Here is a 17664-nt window from a genome sequence, read left to right as displayed (position 1 = left end):
ATATGATTTAACAGAATGATATCCTCCTTTTACCGTTTTCAAAATTTTATCTCTAAAGGATTCTTCTAAATTATCTTCAACATCTTGAAGCAATTCATTATAATCTAAAGGGATTGGGTTAGATGATTTTTTAGCAATATCTCTTTTAGCATTATTTAAAAGCTTATCGAGTTCGCTATCGGTAACTTGAATTATTTGATTATTAGTATTAGAAGCTATTGCTTTTTTCTCTTCAGGAATAGTACTATTTTTTAATAGCTTTTCTTTACCGCCTTCTCCTTGCGTGTTAAAGGCTATATATGCTTTATTTAATGTGTTTTGTCGAGCATTGTTATTGCTCTTTTTATTCGTATTTATTATATTGGTGTTTACCGCCTTCTGTTTATTATTAACATTGTTATTTGTAACTACACTAGCAACCCCTTCTGTTCTTTTTTTAATAGATTGTTCTTTTTGTATTTTAAGACTTTCTCTTTTAATGTTATGATTTGTTTTATTTTCCATATCTACTATACGTTCTTCTTTTTTAGAATCATTTAATAGATTTATTTCTTTATCTCCTTCTATTTTGTCCTTTACTATATTGCTCTTTGTTTCAACATCGGTTTCCACCGTTTTAAATGATTCTTTATCATTATAATTTACAATGCCTGTAATTAACAATAGTACGCCTATAAAACTGGCTGCTATACCTACTACCCTAAAACGATTTATATTTTTCTTAGTTGGAGCCTCATCCAAACGGTTTGCTAATGCCTCCCAACTTTTTGGCGAAGGATTTATTGTTCTTTCCTCGAGCTTTTCTTTTATGTTTTCTTCAAATTTAATTGGTGCCATAACTCGATATGTTTAATTCATTAATTTTTTGCTGAAGCATTTTTCGTGCTTTAAATAATTGCGATTTTGAAGTTCCTAAACTTATGTTTAGCATTTCTGCAATTTCTTGATGTTTATATCCTTCTATCGCATACATTACAAAAACGACTTTGTATCCTTCTGGTAATGTATCTATTAATTGTTGTATTTGCTCTACATTTATCTCTGTTTGAATATTGTTTGCAGTATCATTATTTACCTCCACTATAGTTTCTACTGGAAACTCAATAGTCTTTTTTTGTCTTAAAAACGAAATGGCTTCTCTTACCATTATGCGCCTTATCCATCCTTCAAAACTTCCTTCTCCTTTAAAACTTTTTAAGTTTGAAAACACTTTAAAGAATCCATTAAGCATAGCTTCTTCTGCATGCTGCACATCTTTGATATAATAGCGACATATACTTAACATTTTTGGTGCGTGTAACTCATACAATACATGCTGTGCTTCTCGATTATTATCGATGGCTCTCTTAATAAGCTTAGATTCGTTTTTATATAATTGAATTACTTTCACAAAAAGCGGATAGTTTTAGTCTTCTATTTACAAAGACGCAAAAGTTGTACATATGGTTGCCTATTGATTAAAAAAAAGTTTATTTTTTTCTTTCAATCACATAATTTACCATTAATTCTAATGAAGATTTGTACTCAGAATCTGGAAATTTACTCAGTATTTGCAAGGCTTCAGACTGAAATGCTTTCATTTTAGAAACAGCATATTCTAGTCCTCCATTATTTTTTACAAAATCGATAACTTCGTTAACTCGTTTTTTATCTTTATTATGATTTTTTACAGAGTTTATAAGCCAACGCTTATCTTTTTTATTACTGGTATTTAGGACATAAATTAAAGGCAAGGTCATTTTTTGTTCTTTTATATCTATTCCTACAGGCTTACCAATACTTTTAGAACCATAATCGAACAGGTCATCTTTTATTTGAAATGCCATACCTATAAGCTCTCCAAATTTACGCATGAGTTCTACATACTCTGAGTCTGGTTTTACCGAAGCTGCACCTAAACTACAACAGGCAGCTATTAAGGTTGCTGTTTTCTGCCTAATAATTTCGTAATACACATCCTCGGTAATGTCTAGCTTTCTTGCTTTTTCTATTTGAAGCAACTCGCCTTCGCTCATTTCACGAACGGCTACCGATATAATTTTTAATAAATCGAAATCCCCATTATCTATAGAAAGCAATAAGCCCTTAGACAATAAAAAATCTCCTATTAATACGGCTATTTTATTTTTCCAAAGTGCATTGATTGAGAAAAATCCACGGCGTTGGTTACTATCGTCTACAACATCGTCATGCACTAATGTTGCTGTATGTATTAACTCTATAACTGAAGCACCTCTATATGTACGGTCTACAACGTCTCCATTAGAGACCATTTTAGCTACTAAAAACACAAACATTGGGCGCATTTGTTTTCCTTTACGGTTAACGATATAGTGTGTTATACGATTTAATAACGCCACTTTAGAAGACATTGCTAAACGAAACTTTTTCTCGAAAAGTTCCATTTCGTAATCAATGGGTTGTTTTATTTGCTCAGTTATTTTCAAATAGTTAAAATTTGATTCTGACAAAATTAATAATAAAGTTGTTGTATTACTATTAATATGTTCTCTATTTATAACACCTCGCTTTTAAGTCCATTAAACCTTTATATAAAACATTTAATCGGTGTTTTTTTTAATAACGTACTCTTAGTCATATATTTAGTAATTAACTATTTAACTAAATTCTTATAACTATGAAAAAAATTACTTTTTTACTTTTTAGCTTTTTAGCGATTACGTTTAATGCACATGCACAATTTCCTGAAGATTTTGAGGCGGGCACTACAATTCCAGCAGGATGGACATCTTTTATAGGTACTAATGGCTTAGGTACTGGTCAAGATTGGCAAATAAATGACGGTGCAACTAATAATGTTGCTTTTGTTAATTGGGAAGCTGTAACTACTGGGATGACTTCTGAAGATTGGTTAGTTACACCACAGTTTACTGTAGATGCCACTAACTTTATTTTGTCTTTTGACCAATCGGATTCTTTTGCTACCGACTATGGTAGTTCATACACGATAAGAGTTTCTACGCTTTCGCAAACAACTCATGCAGATTTTACAATTGTAGATACCCAAACGGAAACCGATGTTTGGTCTGGAGGACCATTAGCGCAGCATACTGTAGATTTATCGGCATACGTAGGCATGCCTATTTATGTTGCTTTTGTTATGGAGCAAAACAATGGGGATCGTTGGATTATTGACAATATAGATATGATTGCTAATGCATCTGCTCCTAACCCTGTAACTACGCCTACTCCAGCAGATATGGCTATAGATATAACAATTGACACGACAAATAGTAATGCTGTAGCTTTTTCATGGGAAGCTTCACCAATGGGTGATGCACCTACAGCTTACGATGTGTATTTAGGCGACTCTCCGTCTACTTTAAACTTGTTAGGAACCTTAGGAGATACCTCTGTAAATATTACTGGTATGGAATACGCTACAGTATATTACTGGCAAGTTGTTGCTAAAAATGTTGGAGGTGAAGCTGTGGGATCTGCTGTATGGAGTTTTACAACAGAAGCAGACCCTACTTTATCTGTTGAGCAATTTGATGACCTAAAATCATTTTCTATATATCCAAACCCAACTAGCGATGTACTAAATATTAATACTAATGAAACTGTAAATTCATTAGTTATTTATAATCAACTAGGCAAACAGGTTATTACATTACAAGGTAAACAGGTTTTAAATAATACTGTTAATGTGAGCAATCTTAATCAAGGAATTTACTTTATAACTATTGTAGCAAACAACAAAAAGCAGACTCTTAAATTTTTTAAAGAATAATACAAAACCAATAGATTATAAAAAAAGCGACCTTTCGGTCGCTTTTTTTATAGTAAGAGGTACAGGAATTTATATTTTCTATAAGCTTTTTTGTTACTGTTATTTATATGCATTAAAGCTAAGTTGTAGCGTTAACTAATTAAAAGGCATTATACACTCATTTTATTTTTTATTTTCTAGATTTATAATTTAGATTTATAAAAATTATTAAAAAACTAACTATGAGATTCTCACTATTATTTTTAATACTAGCTTCTAATCTTGGCTTTACGCAAACTAAATTAGAGGATTTAAATTTTGATACTAAATATTATAATGCTACAGATAAGTGGGTTGCCTTTCCTAAAAAAGCTTCAGATTCAACTTACCTCTATGGTTTTATTTATTTAGATCCGCAAGCTGGTTTTACATTAAATTATGAAACAAATTTTTTCATTTCAGAAAAAGGATTAAAAAGTACGCCTAGAGATTCTACTATTGGTTTTATGAAAGTTAGGTTGACTCCAAAAACGAGTTTAGTAACTGTGCTTAATAAAAAGCAAATGACAGAATTAAACCTTCCAGAAGTACCAGATTGGTTATCTGTATATAAAGAGGGAGCCAATGAAATCAATTATTTAAAATCTATAGGTTATCATTATAATCACGTTGGCGCTTGCGAACTGGCTTTAATACCGCTAGAAAAAGCATATAGCATAGAACCGCATTATGAAGGGTTAGAGTTTGAACTTGCTTATGCTTATAATGCTTTAAAACAGTTTGAAAAAGCTATTACTATTTTAGACAAAGCCATTAAAAACAATCCTAACAATTTCTATTTCTACAGGGAATTAGGGTATTCTTATAAAAACATAAATCTTATAGATAAAGCTGAAGCGACATATAAAAAGGGTATTAAAATTTCTGACAATGATTTTGAAAAAAGTGAAATGGCTGTAAATATGGCTCAATCTTATTTTCAATTAAAGAATAAAAAGAAGTTTAAGCAATGGGCTAAACTTACAAGAAAATATGCAGAGCCTAACTCTCAGTATGTTAAATACATTGAACTATTTGAAAAACAATGGGATAAAAATTAAAACATATTAGCTTTTATTGGCTAATTGGCCACAGGCTGCATCTATATCTTTACCTCTGCTTCTACGCACATTAACAACAATTCTGTTTTTTTCTAAGTGGTAAATATAATCGTCTATTGCTGTACTTTTTGCTTGTTGAAATTGTCCATCGTCTATTGGATTGTATTCAATAATATTGACTTTACAGGGTACATATTTGCAAAAACGAACTAGTGCGTCTATATCTTTTTGCGAATCGTTAATACCATCCCAAACGACATACTCGTAAGTAATTTTACGTTGTGTTTTTTGGTACCAGTATTCTAAAGCTTCTCGCAAATCTTTAAGAGGAAAGGTTTCATTAAACGGCATTATCGTTGTACGCACCTCATCTATTGCAGAATGTAATGAGACTGCTAGGTTAAATTTAACCTCATCATCGGCCATTTTTTTAATCATTTTTGGCACTCCTGATGTAGAAACAACTATACGTTTAGGGGACATCCCTAATCCTTCTGGCGATGTAATTTTATCTATGGCTTTAATAACGTTATTGTAGTTCATAAGTGGTTCTCCCATACCCATAAATACAATATTACTTAACGGACGATTAAAGTATAACTTGCTTTCTTTATCTATGGCAACAACTTGATCGTAAATCTCATCTGGATTTAAATTACGCATGCGTTTTAAACGTGCTGTAGCACAAAATTTACAATCTAAACTACATCCTACTTGGCTAGAAACACAAGCTGTTGTTCTAGTTTCTGTTGGTATTAATACAGATTCTACAATTAAGCCATCGTGTAAACGTACTGCATTTTTTACCGTACCATCGTTACTTCGTTGCATGGTATCGACTTCTATGTGATTAATCACGAAGTTTTCTTCTAGCATTTGGCGTGTTGCTTTAGAGAGATTCGTCATATCTTCAAAGGTATGCGCGCCTTTACTCCAAAGCCATTCGTATACTTGATTACCACGAAATGCTTTATCGCCTTCTTGCTCAAAAAACGTTCTTAATTGCTCTTTTGTTAATGCTCGTATGTCTTTTTTCTTAACTGCCATAGGTTGTGCAAAAATAGTAAACGTTTATTAATTACTTTTTTTTGATTTTAGGAATTGTTATTACTAAAAAAACCTTGATTCAAAAAAAATGAATCAAGGCTTTCAATTTTATATACGTTTAATGCAAATTAGATAATTAGCATAGCATCTCCATAACTGTAAAACTTGTATTTTTCTTTTACAGCTTCTTCATACGCTCTTATAATAAAATCATGTCCTGCAAAGGCAGACACCATCATTAATAATGTAGATTTTGGTGTATGGAAGTTAGTAATCATTGCATTTGCTATACTAAAATCGTATGGAGGGAAAATAAATTTATTGGTCCAACCATCTATTTCATTTAATGTAGAATTTGAAGATACTGCACTTTCTACTGCACGCATAGCTGTTGTACCTACTGCGCAAATACGTCTTCTGTTTTTTAAAGCTGTATTTATTTGTTCTACTGTTTTTGGCCCTATAAATACTTCTTCACTATCCATTTTATGTTTAGACAAGTCTTCTACCTCAACAGGGTTAAAGGTTCCTAAGCCTACATGTAATGTTACTTCTGCGAAGTCTATACCTTTAATTTCTAAACGCTTTAATAAGTGTTTAGAGAAGTGTAGTCCTGCTGTTGGTGCTGCTACAGCTCCTTCTTCTTTTGCAAAAATGGTTTGGTAACGTTCTTCATCTTCTGGTTCTACTTCTCTTTTAATGTATTTAGGAAGTGGTGTTTCTCCTAATGCTTTTAACTTAGCACGAAACTCTGTGTATGAACCGTCATAAAGAAAACGTAATGTTCTTCCTCTAGAGGTTGTGTTATCTATAACTTCTGCTACTAGCGTTTCATCGTCTCCAAAGTATAATTTATTCCCTATTCTAATTTTACGTGCTGGATCTACTAAAACATCCCAAAGACGTTGCTCTTCATTTAATTCTCTTAATAAAAAGACTTCTATTCTAGCTCCTGTTTTTTCTTTATTTCCAAATAAACGTGCAGGAAATACTTTTGTATTATTAAGAATCATGACATCGTCTTCTTCAAAATAATCGATAAGGTCTTTAAATTGTTTGTGCTCTATGGTTTGCTCTTTTCTATTTAAAACCATTAAACGAGATTCATCTCTGTTTTCAGATGGGTATTCTGCTAATAGTTCTTCTGGTAATTCAAAGCCAAAGTTAGATAGTTTCATTTGCTAGTTGTTTATTTTAATCTTTTGGTCAAATGTTACATTCAATTTTATATACTGTTCTTATCGAATAGTTATGACCTTATTGAATGGTTCATTTGCTAGTTGTTTATTTTAATCTTCCAGATAAAATGACCTTTTGCATTAAAGTTGCTAGTCTGTTCTCTCCGGTATTTATTTTTCAAGATTGCAAATATACAATCTCGAGATAGGGGTTGTCAAGTAAATGACTGATTATTATTAATTAAACTTAAAACCTAACGTTTTTAAATCTTCCCAAAATGTAGGGTAAGATTTAGACACGACTCCTGAATCTTCAATAATAATAGGAACTTTCAGTGCTAATGGTGCAAATGCCATAGCCATTCTATGATCGTTATAGGTTTCTGTAGAGCTGTTTTCTTTTATAGTTTTTGAGGCCGATAGTTGTAAAGAATTGTCTGTTATCTCTACATTTCCTCCTAATTTTTCTATTTCGGCTTTTAATGCTTCTAAACGGTCTGTTTCTTTTATTTTTAGCGTGTGCAATCCTGTTAGGTTACATTCTAATCTTAAAGCAAAGGCTGTAACCGATATGGTTTGGGCTATATCTGGTGAATTCGCTAAGTCGAAATTAATAATGGTGTCTGCATCTACTAATTCTGTTTTCTTTAATAGAATTGTATTATCATTAAATTGTGTTTCTACTCCAAACGTTTTATAAAATTTGGCTAATGAAGCGTCTCCTTGTAGGCTTTCTTTTGTATAAGATGTTAATTCAATTTCTGTACCTATACTACATAAAGCGACTATACTATAGTAATATGATGCCGAAGACCAGTCTGACTCTACTACAAGTTCAATTTTTTCTTTTAATTCTTCTTGTAAAGGTTTTACTGTAACTATATTATTCTTAAAAGTTGTTTCTACTCCTATTTTATTTAATAGACTTAGTGTCATATTAATATATGGCACAGAGGTTATTTTTCCTTCTAAATGTAACTCTATCCCATTTTTTAAAGTTGGTGCAACAAGTAATAATGCCGAAATGTACTGACTACTTACATTCGCTTTTAAATTAACTTTATGTTGCGTTAATTCTTGCCCTTCTATTATTAATGGTGGATATCCTTTATTTTCTTTATAACTTATTTTTGCTCCTAATTGATTTAATGCTTCTACTAATATTTCAATAGGACGCTCCTTCATTCGTTTAGAGCCTGTAAGTTCTATTGTTCGTCCTGCTTGTGTGGCAAAGTATGCTGTTAAAAATCGCATAGCTGTTCCTGCATGGTGAATGTCTATAACGTTAGATGTTGAGGCTAATGCTTTAGTCATTAACTGGGAATCGTCTGAATTAGACACATTATAAACTTGTAGTTTTGGATATAATGCTTGTAATAATAATAACCGATTCGATTCGCTTTTTGAACCTGTAATTTTAATTGATGTTTTTTGGTTTACTATTTGCGATTTTTGAAGATGTAAATTCATTTAGAGTCGGCTTTATTTATAGTTATAGCTTGTAATACTATCTATAAATATTATTTTAATTTTTGATTATTTTGGTGTCTGTCGTGATCACGTTTTGTTTTTATGTCTAGCTTTTTATCGAAAGCTTCTTGTAAATTTATTCCTGTTTGATTTGCTAAACATAATACAACAAACATAACATCTGCTAATTCTTCGCCTAGGTCTTTGTCTTTATCGCTTTCCTTTTCGCTTTGTTCTCCATATCTTCTGGCTATTATTCTAGCAACTTCACCTACTTCTTCTGTAAGTTGCGCCATGTTTGTTAGCTCGTTAAAATAGCGAACACCATGTTCTTTTATCCAATTATCTACGTCTAGTTGTGCGTTTTTAATGTTCATTGTTTTTCTTTTTAAAGCGTAAAAATAATAAAACCAAAATGCACGGAATAGCAATATATTTTAATTCGCTTAAAATAACTCGCATTCCCCATTCTGAAAAAAATTTACTAATACCTATTGGTGATACTTTTATTATTTTTAATGGAAAGAAAAAACGTTCATCGTTAAAAGGAATAAAAAAACCCACGCCTCTTCCTCCTGTTGTTAATCCGTCTAAAATACCATGAGAGATAGTTGATAAAAAAATAACAATAAAAACAATTTGCTTTTTTTGTTTTCGCAATAGCAACATTATTATTATCCCCCATAATACTGCAAAAATAATAGAGTGTGTAAACCCACGATGCCCAAATGGATGCATATATGGAATTCCAAAGTTAAAAGCTAGAACATCTATATCTGGTAGTATTGCAGAGCCAATTGCTAAAAACAATAGTAGTTTATTACTTCTAGAGTCGACTATTTTAGATAGCGTAAAGCCTACTAATCCATGTCCAAATAAGGATGCCATTTTATCATTCTTTTTTTAATACTATTTTCTGACTTTCTTTCTCAACAATATTGTCTGTAAACGTTTTAAATTCCTGATACTTTTCTGGAATTATGTATGTTGTTTTTAAGTGTTTTGTTAGGGTTATTTGAATAGCTCCATTATCTACTTTTGTTATAAATGAAAAATCACCTTCGTTTCCGTTATACTGAATCTTTATGTTTTCTGGTAAGGATTCTATAGTATAACCTTCTGGTATTTTTAAGTTAACGGAATATCTTGTTGCGGTAGGGTAAATAAAGTCTATAGGAAAAGCTCTTTTGTCTTGCTTAAATACATTTTCGTTTGCCGTAAAAAATAATAGTGGAGAAAAGTATAGTTTATTTCCTATTTGCTCTACCTCATTAGCTAATGTATAGTTATAGCTATAATTAATGGGTTTATTAAGTATTTTTAAGTTTTTAATATCTAAATCTGTAATTTTTATTTCTCCTTTGCTTTCTTCTAAGTTTCTTACTACTTCTTCTTTTTCTATATCTACATTTTTACTTCTATAATTATATGCTAAGTAGTTTGTAAGTCGCTTTCTTACTGTTCCAGTAATTGATAAATTATCTGTAATTTCTGCTTCTAACAAAACATTTTCTCTAGAGAATACTTTTGGGGATAAATTTATCCATGTCGATTTTCCATTAGGCTTTATCATTCGTCCTTGCCAGTTAACGGCTCTTAAAGGTAATGTTCCTGGCGCCGTAATAGTATTAGTTGCGTCTAGCAAAAGTGTTTTGCCTTCTACTTCTACTGCTGTTATAACATAGTTAAATCCTGTTAGTGTTGGTGTTACTGGTATACCATTTGCTCTTGTACTTATTAATACTGGGTTTGCTTTAATACCTGCATACGTTAGCATGGCTGTTAACATAAGATTAATATCTCCAACATTTCCTGTTCTAGCTTTATATGCTTTTTTTACACCACTATTAGATTCGAACCCAACTAATCCGTTCCATGTCATCTTGTTTTTTAAAAAATTATATATAACGCTTATTTTTTCTTTAGGGTTATTTATCCCCTCTATTAATGCATCTATTTCTTCTTTAAAATAACCTGTCTTTTTTAATTGTCCTCCAAAAACATCACTTTTATATATGGTTTCTGCAACACTTTCCCATGTTGTTGTATAATCTTTAATTACGCCATCTGCTCCTTTAAAAAAGGAATATTCTAAAATTAATTTTGAGCGGTAATTGTCTAAATTATTTACAAATGGTTCTGTTTTTAAAGCGGGAATATTATTTTCTTTTATTGTAATTGTATTTTCATCATAAACCCAGCTAGAGTGAGACAACTCATAACTTCTTGTTCTAAAAACGGTCCCTTCTCTCTGTTTATTAGAGACCGCTACATTTTTTTGATTTCTTGACTCTTCTATTTTAGGAAAATACACTGCTTTAATATTTGCCTGCTTTTTATAGTTAAAATACTCAGGAGTTTTTATAGAGACCTCTAACTTAGCTATTGGTATATTGTATTGTAACACAACATCGTCTATATAAGCATATGGAGATTCTATTTTATACTCGAATTCTATAATGCATCCTTCACTAACATTAGGCATTGTAAAGCTTTTAGTTGCTAAATATTTACTAGTTTTTTCTTCGAATACGCCTTCTTTTTTAAGCTTTGTTTTTACTACTTTTCCGTTTTTTAAAGTATAAGTATAGCCATTTAAACCTAATAGTTTTTCACTTTTAGAAGTATATCTATCATACAACCGAATACGTTTTGTTGCCCACTCGAAACCTTCTTTATTATATATTTTTATTCTTTCGTGTACTTCATTTCTTTGTACAAAGCCATCATTTTCTCTATATATAAAATTTATGTTCTGTTCTTTATATAGCACTACTGCATTAGCTGTAGTATCTTTTTCATAACTATTATCTATTAATTCCTCTTTAGTTACTTTTCCAAATTTATAATTCTGAGCAAGTATTCCTTGAATTGAAAATAATACGAGTAGAGCTAATAATCTCATGCTTATTTAGTAAATAAATTTATTTTATACTTTTTTTAATACAATTTTGTCTGTTTGCTTTTCAAATGACAATTGAAAAAATTGTTTAAACTGCTCATATTCTGCAGGCAATATTAATGTTTTATTAAGGTTAGTTGTTACCATAACCTGTAATTTATTACCAAGCGACTTAACAATATATGAGAATTCCCCATCGACTCCATTTAATTGTACTTTTGCATTCTCTGGTATAGATTCTACAGCATAGCCTTCTGGAATTTTTATTGTAATAGAGTACTTGCTATACAATGGATATATAAAATCTATTGGATAGGTTCTTGAGTCTTGTTTAAACGGGTTTTCTTCTGGTGCAAGAAATAATAATGGGGATATGTAAAGTTTATCTCCTATTTCTTCTACTTCATTATTTAATTTGTAATCGTAAGTATAACTTATTGGTTTATTTAAAGCTTCTTTATTTTTAATAGATAGATTTGTAATTTCAATATCTCCTTTACCATCTTCAAAATCTTTAATTATAGCATCATTATTTGTAGTATAATAATTGTCTCTATATCCTAATGCTAGATATTCTGTTAGCTGTTTTCTAATTTTCCCAGAGATAGATAAATCGTCGTTAATTTCAACATTCATTAGAGCTATTTCTTTAGATTTAGTTTGCGGAGTTAGACCTATCCAACCAGAAGTTCCATTTTGTTTAACAAGCCTACCTTTCCAATTAATTGAGTTTTCTCTTAAAATGTTAGCACTTCCATATTTACTGGTACCATCTAATAAAATAAAACCATTTTCTAAGCTTATAGCTGCTATGACATAATTAAATCCTTTCGTACTAGGTAAAATAGGAATTCCATTATCTCTTGTACTAACCAAAACTGGACTAGCATCTAATCCTGCATACCTTAACATTGAGGTAAGCATTAAATTAATATCGGCAGTATTCCCTACTCTTTCTTTGTAAGCCTTTTTCACACCTAACTCTGAGGTATACCCTCTTCGCCCATTCCATTTTATCTTGGTCTTTACAAAATTATATATAAGAGCAACTTTTTCTTCAGGAGAATTAATACCCTTAATAATATTTTTTAAGTCTTCCTCAAAATAGGTTGTTTTACTTAATTGTCTCCCAAAACTTTCTCTATTATATATAGACTTAGTAACTTGTTCCCAATCTGTTGAATATTCTTTTACAGAACCATCAAAACTTTTGATTGATTTAACCTCCCATTTTACTATTGCTCTATAATTATTAATGTTATCTACGTATGGTTCTCTTTTTAAAGCAGGTATATTTTGTAAATCGGCTTCATATATATTTTCTAAAATGTCATATGTTCTTTCTACAAGATTCTCTTTAGAAAATTTTGTTTTAGCTTCTGCAGATCCATTAGCAAAAGAAGAATGGTATGAAACTAATAACTTTCTATTTTTACTTCTTTCTAATATTTCTGGTATATATTTAGCTCTAGTATTAAGTATCTTACTTACTCTAAAATACTCCGGCACTTTTAATTGGTAATTAAATTGCTTTATGGGTATATTGTATTGAAAAACATCATCATCTAATTCTATATTAGGTGATTCTATTACGTACTTATATTCTATAATAGAGCCCTCTTTTAAATTAGGCATTGTAAACTTATACTGTTTCCAATACTCATTTTTTTCTTCTTTAAAAATACCATTTTTCTTTAATTTATCTTTTTCAATCTTTCCTCCTTCTATGTTATATGTATAGGCTTTTAAATTTAACAGTTTCTCTTTATTAGAAGCATTTTCATTGTAGAGATTCTCTACTTTTGTACCCCATTTAAATCCATCTTTATTATAAATTTTTATACGTTCAAAAATTTCAATAAATCTTTTAAACCCTGCATCTTGGACATAATTATAATATACTTTATGCTCTCTATATAACACCGCGGCATTAACAGTAGTATCATTATTATACGTTTTTTCTGCTAATTCTTCTTTACTTACTTTTCCGAATTTATAGTTTTGCGAAAAACTAAAACTACACAGTAATAAAAGGGTTATTACTATTACTTTTTTCATAATTAATTGATGGTTTTTAATGCTATTTTAGATTTATCGTGTTTAACTATTTTTAAATAAAACGCTCTAAATTGTTTATAGTCTTCTTTTTTATAATCTCCTTTATTAATAACCAATGTTCTTTTGTATGCTAACAAATTATTTGCTTTCTTTTCTATAACTACAGAATAGCTTCCAAATTTATTTTCTATAGATACTGGTGTCATTAAGGCTTCTACTTCTATCGTTTCTGGTAATTCTATTTTGTATTCATCTACATCTGTAAAGCCTCTACTTATTTTAAATGGCAGTTTACGAGACTTATATCTAGGTGGTACATTAGTTGTTTTATTAAACATATTAGGTGCAAATAATAATCTATTGCCCGCTTTTAATGTATATTTACTTGCAGCCAAGTTGACATTCTCTGTAAAAACAATTTCATTTTTATCATTGTTTTTAGACATTTTAAGAAGCTCTAGGTTATTTATATTATTAAAATAATCTTTATAGTGTAGTTTAGCTTCTTTTTCGTTTTTATTTTCTAAATCTACATGATAATCATATTGTGTGCCTTTAGAGGTTATCTCTACATCTGCAAAAATACTCCCTTCCTTATCTAATTTCACTTTGGCTGTAGTAGTTTGTAAATTATCTTCAGCTGGGTATATTTTTGTATGTACTATTTTACCTCCTTCTGGGGTAATAATTAGAGCATCTCTATCGTCTGTAAAATTAGCATTATATCCAAATGGTGCCGTTTGACTGGTACATTCTAACCAAACATAATCATCTTCATTAGGTACTGCTAAAATTGCGTGATTTCCCTGCGTTGCAGAAAATTCTTTGTCTATGTTTTCTACGTTTCTCCCCCCATATATAATAGTATAATAGGATTCTACATTTACTTCATCTAATAACGCTTTAGTATAATTAGTTAATGCTTTACAATCTCCATATCCTAATCTGTCTACATCGCTTGCTAACATTGGTTTCCAGCCCCCAATGCCTATTTGCACACTTACATAGCGTGTTTTGTCTTGCATATATTTATAAACTAATTTGGCTTTTTCTATATTAGAAGTTGTATTTTTTGTTATCTGTTTTATTTCTGCTTTTACAGATGCTGGTAATTCTTGCGTATTGTGTATTAACTTATCGTCTACCCACTTTCCAAAGTCTTGCCAATCTGTATTTACTCCTTCTACACCTTCCATTACAAATTTGGTTAATGCTACTTTTAATGAAGGTGCATAAGTACTAAAAGATGGAGCATAAGCTTCTGGTTTTAATGCTTTTAAATTTTTAGCTAAATAATTATAATCTTCTAATTTTTCGATATTGTAGTTATCAAAGTTTTGTGTTTTTACCTTTAATTCTACACCAGAAGTATTATTAATTTTATAATTAGAGTGTTCTGTACTTACAAAGACATCTTCAATGGGTCTCCAGCCAGGTATAAATGCTGTAGATTTATATTCTACTTCTGTTTCAAATACAACTGTGTATGGATAGTTAACTGGTGTGTAATCTAAATATTTAACTCTAGAGTCTGAATAGAGGGTTCCTCCATCTACTGCACTAGCATCTTTAAAGTTTTTCTTTTTTACTTTTTTAATTTCTTGTCCTAAAGCATCATAAATAACTGCTTCTATTTTTTTTATATTTGTATTGCTGCTGTAATGCATATATGCACCTACATCTGACTTCCCCGATTTACTTAAAACAGTTACAATACGTTTATTTATATATGTAAATTTATTATGTTTTTCTATATTTATAGTAACATCGTTTAGCCGTATTACAGCATTTGCATTCTCTTTTAATTCTGGGTTTATTGTAAGAGCTATTAACTTGTCTTGAGAGTAAGTTGTTAGGGAAATAAGCATAACAATAATGCTTATAGTTCTTTTAAATCTCATGTATTTTTTATTGATTAGTTTAAAGGTATTGCTAGTAAAAAATGTTATAATATATTATTCTTTATTTTTAGTATCTATAATTATAGTTACTGGACCATCATTTAATAACGACACTTTCATGTCTGCTCCAAAGACCCCAGTTTGCACTTTTTTTCCTATATTTTGTTCTAATTGTTTCACAAATGCTTCGTAAATAGGTATTGCTACTTCTGGCTTTGCTGCTTTTATATAACTAGGTCTATTTCCTTTTTTAGTACTAGCATGCAATGTAAATTGGCTTACAACTATAGCTTCTCCTTTTGTGTCTGTAAGTGATTTATTCATAACACCACCATCATCCTCAAAAATGCGAAGGTTTGTTATTTTATTACATAACCATTTAATATCCTCTTGTGTATCGTTAGTAACAACTCCTAATAATATTAATAATCCCTCATTAATATTAGCAACTTGTTTTCCATTAATAGTTACATCTGCATGTGTAACTCTTTGGATTACTGCTTTCATTTTTTATTTCCTATTGTTCTTTATCCCAAATATCTGTACGATAATGTTGCTCGTCTCCTTCTAATATTTGTATGTAACTATTATAACGCGATGCTGCAATTTCATTATTGTCTAATGCTTGCTTTACTGCACACTTTGGTTCTTCTTTATGTAAACAATTGTTAAACTTACAGTCTTGTTTTAGAGCAAAAAACTCAGGAAAATAGTCGCCAACTTCCTCTTTTTCCATGTCTACTACTCCAAAGCCTTTTATACCTGGGGTATCTATTATTTTTGCATTAAAACTTAAATCGAACATTTCTGCAAACGTTGTGGTATGCTGGCCTTGCATGTGCTGCGAGGAAATGGCTTTTGTTTTTAAGTCTAAATTAGGCTCTATAGCATTAACTAAAGTAGATTTACCTACGCCAGAGTGCCCAGAAAACATACTTACTTTGCCTTCCATTAAACCTTTTACCTTATCTATGTTTTCTCCTGTTTTTGCAGAAATAGTAATACACTCGTATCCTATTTTATTGTAAATGTGTTCTAGATATTTAACCTCTAATAAAGTCTCTTCGTTATAGGTATCTATTTTATTAAATAGTAATACTGTTTTTATAGAATAGGCTTCTGCCGATGCTAAAAAACGATCTATAAAACTTGTAAATGTAGGCGGATTATCTATAGTTACTAATAAAAATACTTGGTCTACATTAGAGGCGATTATGTGGGTTTGTTTAGATAAGTTTACAGATTTACGTACAATATAGTTTTCACGATCATGAATGGTATTAATAACACCGGTTTCTTTATCGCTTTTTGTATCTAATTCAAAATCTACATAATCGCCCACAGCTATTGGGTTGGTACTTTTTATTCCCTTTAGTCTGAATTTACCTTTTATTCGGCACTCGTAGCTTGTTCCCAATTCGGTTTTTACGGTGTACCAACTTCCTGTAGATTTATATACTAGTCCTGTCATTCATTAGTTTAAGCTACAAAATAACAACTTTTATATTAAATTATAATAATCTATGTATTCCTTTTTTGGTACCTAAACGTTTTCCTCCTGTTATTGTAGTAACCAAAAATAAAATTCGTTTTATATTTTAATTAGTTATACCAAAATTATATAAATAACAAAGCTTAAAATAACTCTAATAAGTAAACGCTTTATTTGTATGAATATATTTTTTTGATTAATGGCACAGAAGTTGATATCTTGCTCTCTAATTAATAATTTAAAAACAAAAATTTAAACACTCATTATGAAAAAAATTTTATTATTTGCTGCCTTTGCAGCTGTCGCTTTTATCTCGGTATCTTTTGTTAATATTGATAGTAAACCTGCAGAAGTAGAATACAAAGTTGTTACTGTTGTAGAATCTATTGTGCCAAATGGTTTAGGAAGATCTAGAATGATTTCTGCTACAGAAAAGAAAGATTATAAAGAGTTTACTTCTGTAAGATCTGGAGATAAAGGTAAAGACAAAAAAAATAAATCTAAAAGAGGGGAAATTCGTGTAAAAGATTACGAAGAAACTAAATTATTAAACTTCTATAACTTAGGTGGTATTCGTTTTCAAAACATTGCTGCTAATGATGCTGTAATGACTTCTAAAATAAACACAATGATTGCTGAAGGATGGGAACTAGCCTTTGTTAACACTGCTGTAGAAAGCGAAGGTGGAAAAGGAGACGGAAAAGGTATTTTTATTACTAGATATATGTTTAAAAGAACAAACTAATTGTTTGTTTTTACATAAAAGAAAAGAGCCACTTTCTA

16 protein-coding genes are annotated in these 17664 nt (G+C 30.4%); 3 read left to right on the top strand and 13 right to left on the bottom strand.

Annotation, left to right across the window (positions count from 1 at the left end; genetic code table 11):
- The 3 genes from ACVC2P_RS20955 to ACVC2P_RS20945 all read right to left on the bottom strand — a co-directional run.
- A partial coding sequence (locus tag ACVC2P_RS20955) for a hypothetical protein (protein ID WP_452600387.1) occupies positions 1-837 on the bottom strand: 837 nt, incomplete at its 3' end.
- A complete protein-coding gene (locus ACVC2P_RS20950; protein ID WP_452600386.1) occupies positions 824-1390 on the bottom strand; it encodes an RNA polymerase sigma factor in 567 nt (188 codons plus the stop codon). The genes ACVC2P_RS20950 and ACVC2P_RS20955, both read right to left, overlap by 14 nt.
- A 79-nt stretch (positions 1391-1469) precedes the next feature.
- Positions 1470-2447, bottom strand: a complete 978-nt coding sequence (locus ACVC2P_RS20945) for a polyprenyl synthetase family protein (RefSeq protein WP_452600385.1) — start codon at positions 2445-2447, stop codon at positions 1470-1472.
- A gap of 191 nt (positions 2448-2638) precedes the next feature.
- On the opposite strand from ACVC2P_RS20945, the gene ACVC2P_RS20940 reads away from it, so the two are divergent.
- Together ACVC2P_RS20940 and ACVC2P_RS20935 are read left to right on the top strand one after the other, a co-directional pair.
- Positions 2639-3754 (top strand): choice-of-anchor J domain-containing protein, encoded by a 1116-nt coding sequence (locus ACVC2P_RS20940; protein WP_452600384.1) that lies wholly within the window; start codon positions 2639-2641, stop codon positions 3752-3754.
- 221 nt (positions 3755-3975) lie between these two features.
- Positions 3976-4833, top strand: a complete 858-nt coding sequence (locus ACVC2P_RS20935; RefSeq protein WP_452600383.1) for a tetratricopeptide repeat protein — start codon at positions 3976-3978, stop codon at positions 4831-4833.
- Positions 4834-4839: 6 nt separating this feature from the next.
- Here the strand turns inward: ACVC2P_RS20935 and rlmN are convergent, their stop codons facing one another.
- The 10 genes from rlmN to rsgA all read right to left on the bottom strand — a co-directional run bounded on the left by rlmN (position 4840) and on the right by rsgA (position 16860).
- On the bottom strand, positions 4840-5880 hold the full coding sequence (gene rlmN / locus ACVC2P_RS20930; RefSeq protein WP_452600382.1) for a 23S rRNA (adenine(2503)-C(2))-methyltransferase RlmN: 1041 nt from the start codon (positions 5878-5880) through the stop codon (positions 4840-4842).
- Positions 5881-6008: 128 nt separating this feature from the next.
- On the bottom strand, positions 6009-7058 hold the full coding sequence (gene queA, locus ACVC2P_RS20925; RefSeq protein ID WP_452600381.1) for a tRNA preQ1(34) S-adenosylmethionine ribosyltransferase-isomerase QueA: 1050 nt from the start codon (positions 7056-7058) through the stop codon (positions 6009-6011).
- Between the two features lie 237 nt (positions 7059-7295).
- Positions 7296-8528: a 3-phosphoshikimate 1-carboxyvinyltransferase gene (locus ACVC2P_RS20920; RefSeq protein ID WP_452600380.1), complete on the bottom strand. Its 1233-nt coding sequence runs from the start codon at positions 8526-8528 to the stop codon at positions 7296-7298.
- 50 nt (positions 8529-8578) lie between these two features.
- Positions 8579-8905, bottom strand: coding sequence for a nucleotide pyrophosphohydrolase (locus ACVC2P_RS20915; RefSeq protein ID WP_452600379.1), 327 nt, complete (start codon positions 8903-8905; stop codon positions 8579-8581).
- Positions 8895-9416 carry a metal-dependent hydrolase gene (locus ACVC2P_RS20910; protein ID WP_452600378.1) on the bottom strand — a complete coding sequence of 174 codons (522 nt, stop codon included), beginning with the start codon at positions 9414-9416 and terminating at the stop codon, positions 8895-8897. The genes ACVC2P_RS20915 and ACVC2P_RS20910 overlap by 11 nt, the downstream gene beginning before the upstream one ends.
- 4 nt (positions 9417-9420) lie before the next feature.
- Complete coding sequence (locus ACVC2P_RS20905; protein WP_452600377.1) at positions 9421-11433, bottom strand: DUF3857 domain-containing protein; 2013 nt, start codon at positions 11431-11433, stop codon at positions 9421-9423.
- Between the two features lie 24 nt (positions 11434-11457).
- Positions 11458-13488 carry a DUF3858 domain-containing protein gene (locus ACVC2P_RS20900; RefSeq protein ID WP_452600376.1) on the bottom strand — a complete coding sequence of 677 codons (2031 nt, stop codon included), beginning with the start codon at positions 13486-13488 and terminating at the stop codon, positions 11458-11460.
- Positions 13489-13490: 2 nt separating this feature from the next.
- On the bottom strand, positions 13491-15389 hold the full coding sequence (locus ACVC2P_RS20895; protein ID WP_452600375.1) for a DUF3857 domain-containing protein: 1899 nt from the start codon (positions 15387-15389) through the stop codon (positions 13491-13493).
- Positions 15390-15443: 54 nt separating this feature from the next.
- On the bottom strand, positions 15444-15896 hold the full coding sequence (gene dtd, locus ACVC2P_RS20890) for a D-aminoacyl-tRNA deacylase (RefSeq protein WP_452600374.1): 453 nt from the start codon (positions 15894-15896) through the stop codon (positions 15444-15446).
- Between the two features lie 10 nt (positions 15897-15906).
- Positions 15907-16860 carry a ribosome small subunit-dependent GTPase A gene (gene rsgA, locus ACVC2P_RS20885; RefSeq protein ID WP_452600373.1) on the bottom strand — a complete coding sequence of 318 codons (954 nt, stop codon included), beginning with the start codon at positions 16858-16860 and terminating at the stop codon, positions 15907-15909.
- 286 nt (positions 16861-17146) lie between these two features.
- On the opposite strand from rsgA, the gene ACVC2P_RS20880 reads away from it, so the two are divergent.
- Complete coding sequence (locus ACVC2P_RS20880; RefSeq protein ID WP_452600372.1) at positions 17147-17626, top strand: hypothetical protein; 480 nt, start codon at positions 17147-17149, stop codon at positions 17624-17626.
- Positions 17627-17664 lie beyond the last annotated feature (38 nt).

It is taken from the genome of Pontimicrobium sp. MEBiC01747 (assembly GCF_053601635.1).
The sequence above is the reverse complement of the archived record's forward strand: the minus strand, read 5'-3'. Positions and strand labels throughout refer to the sequence as shown.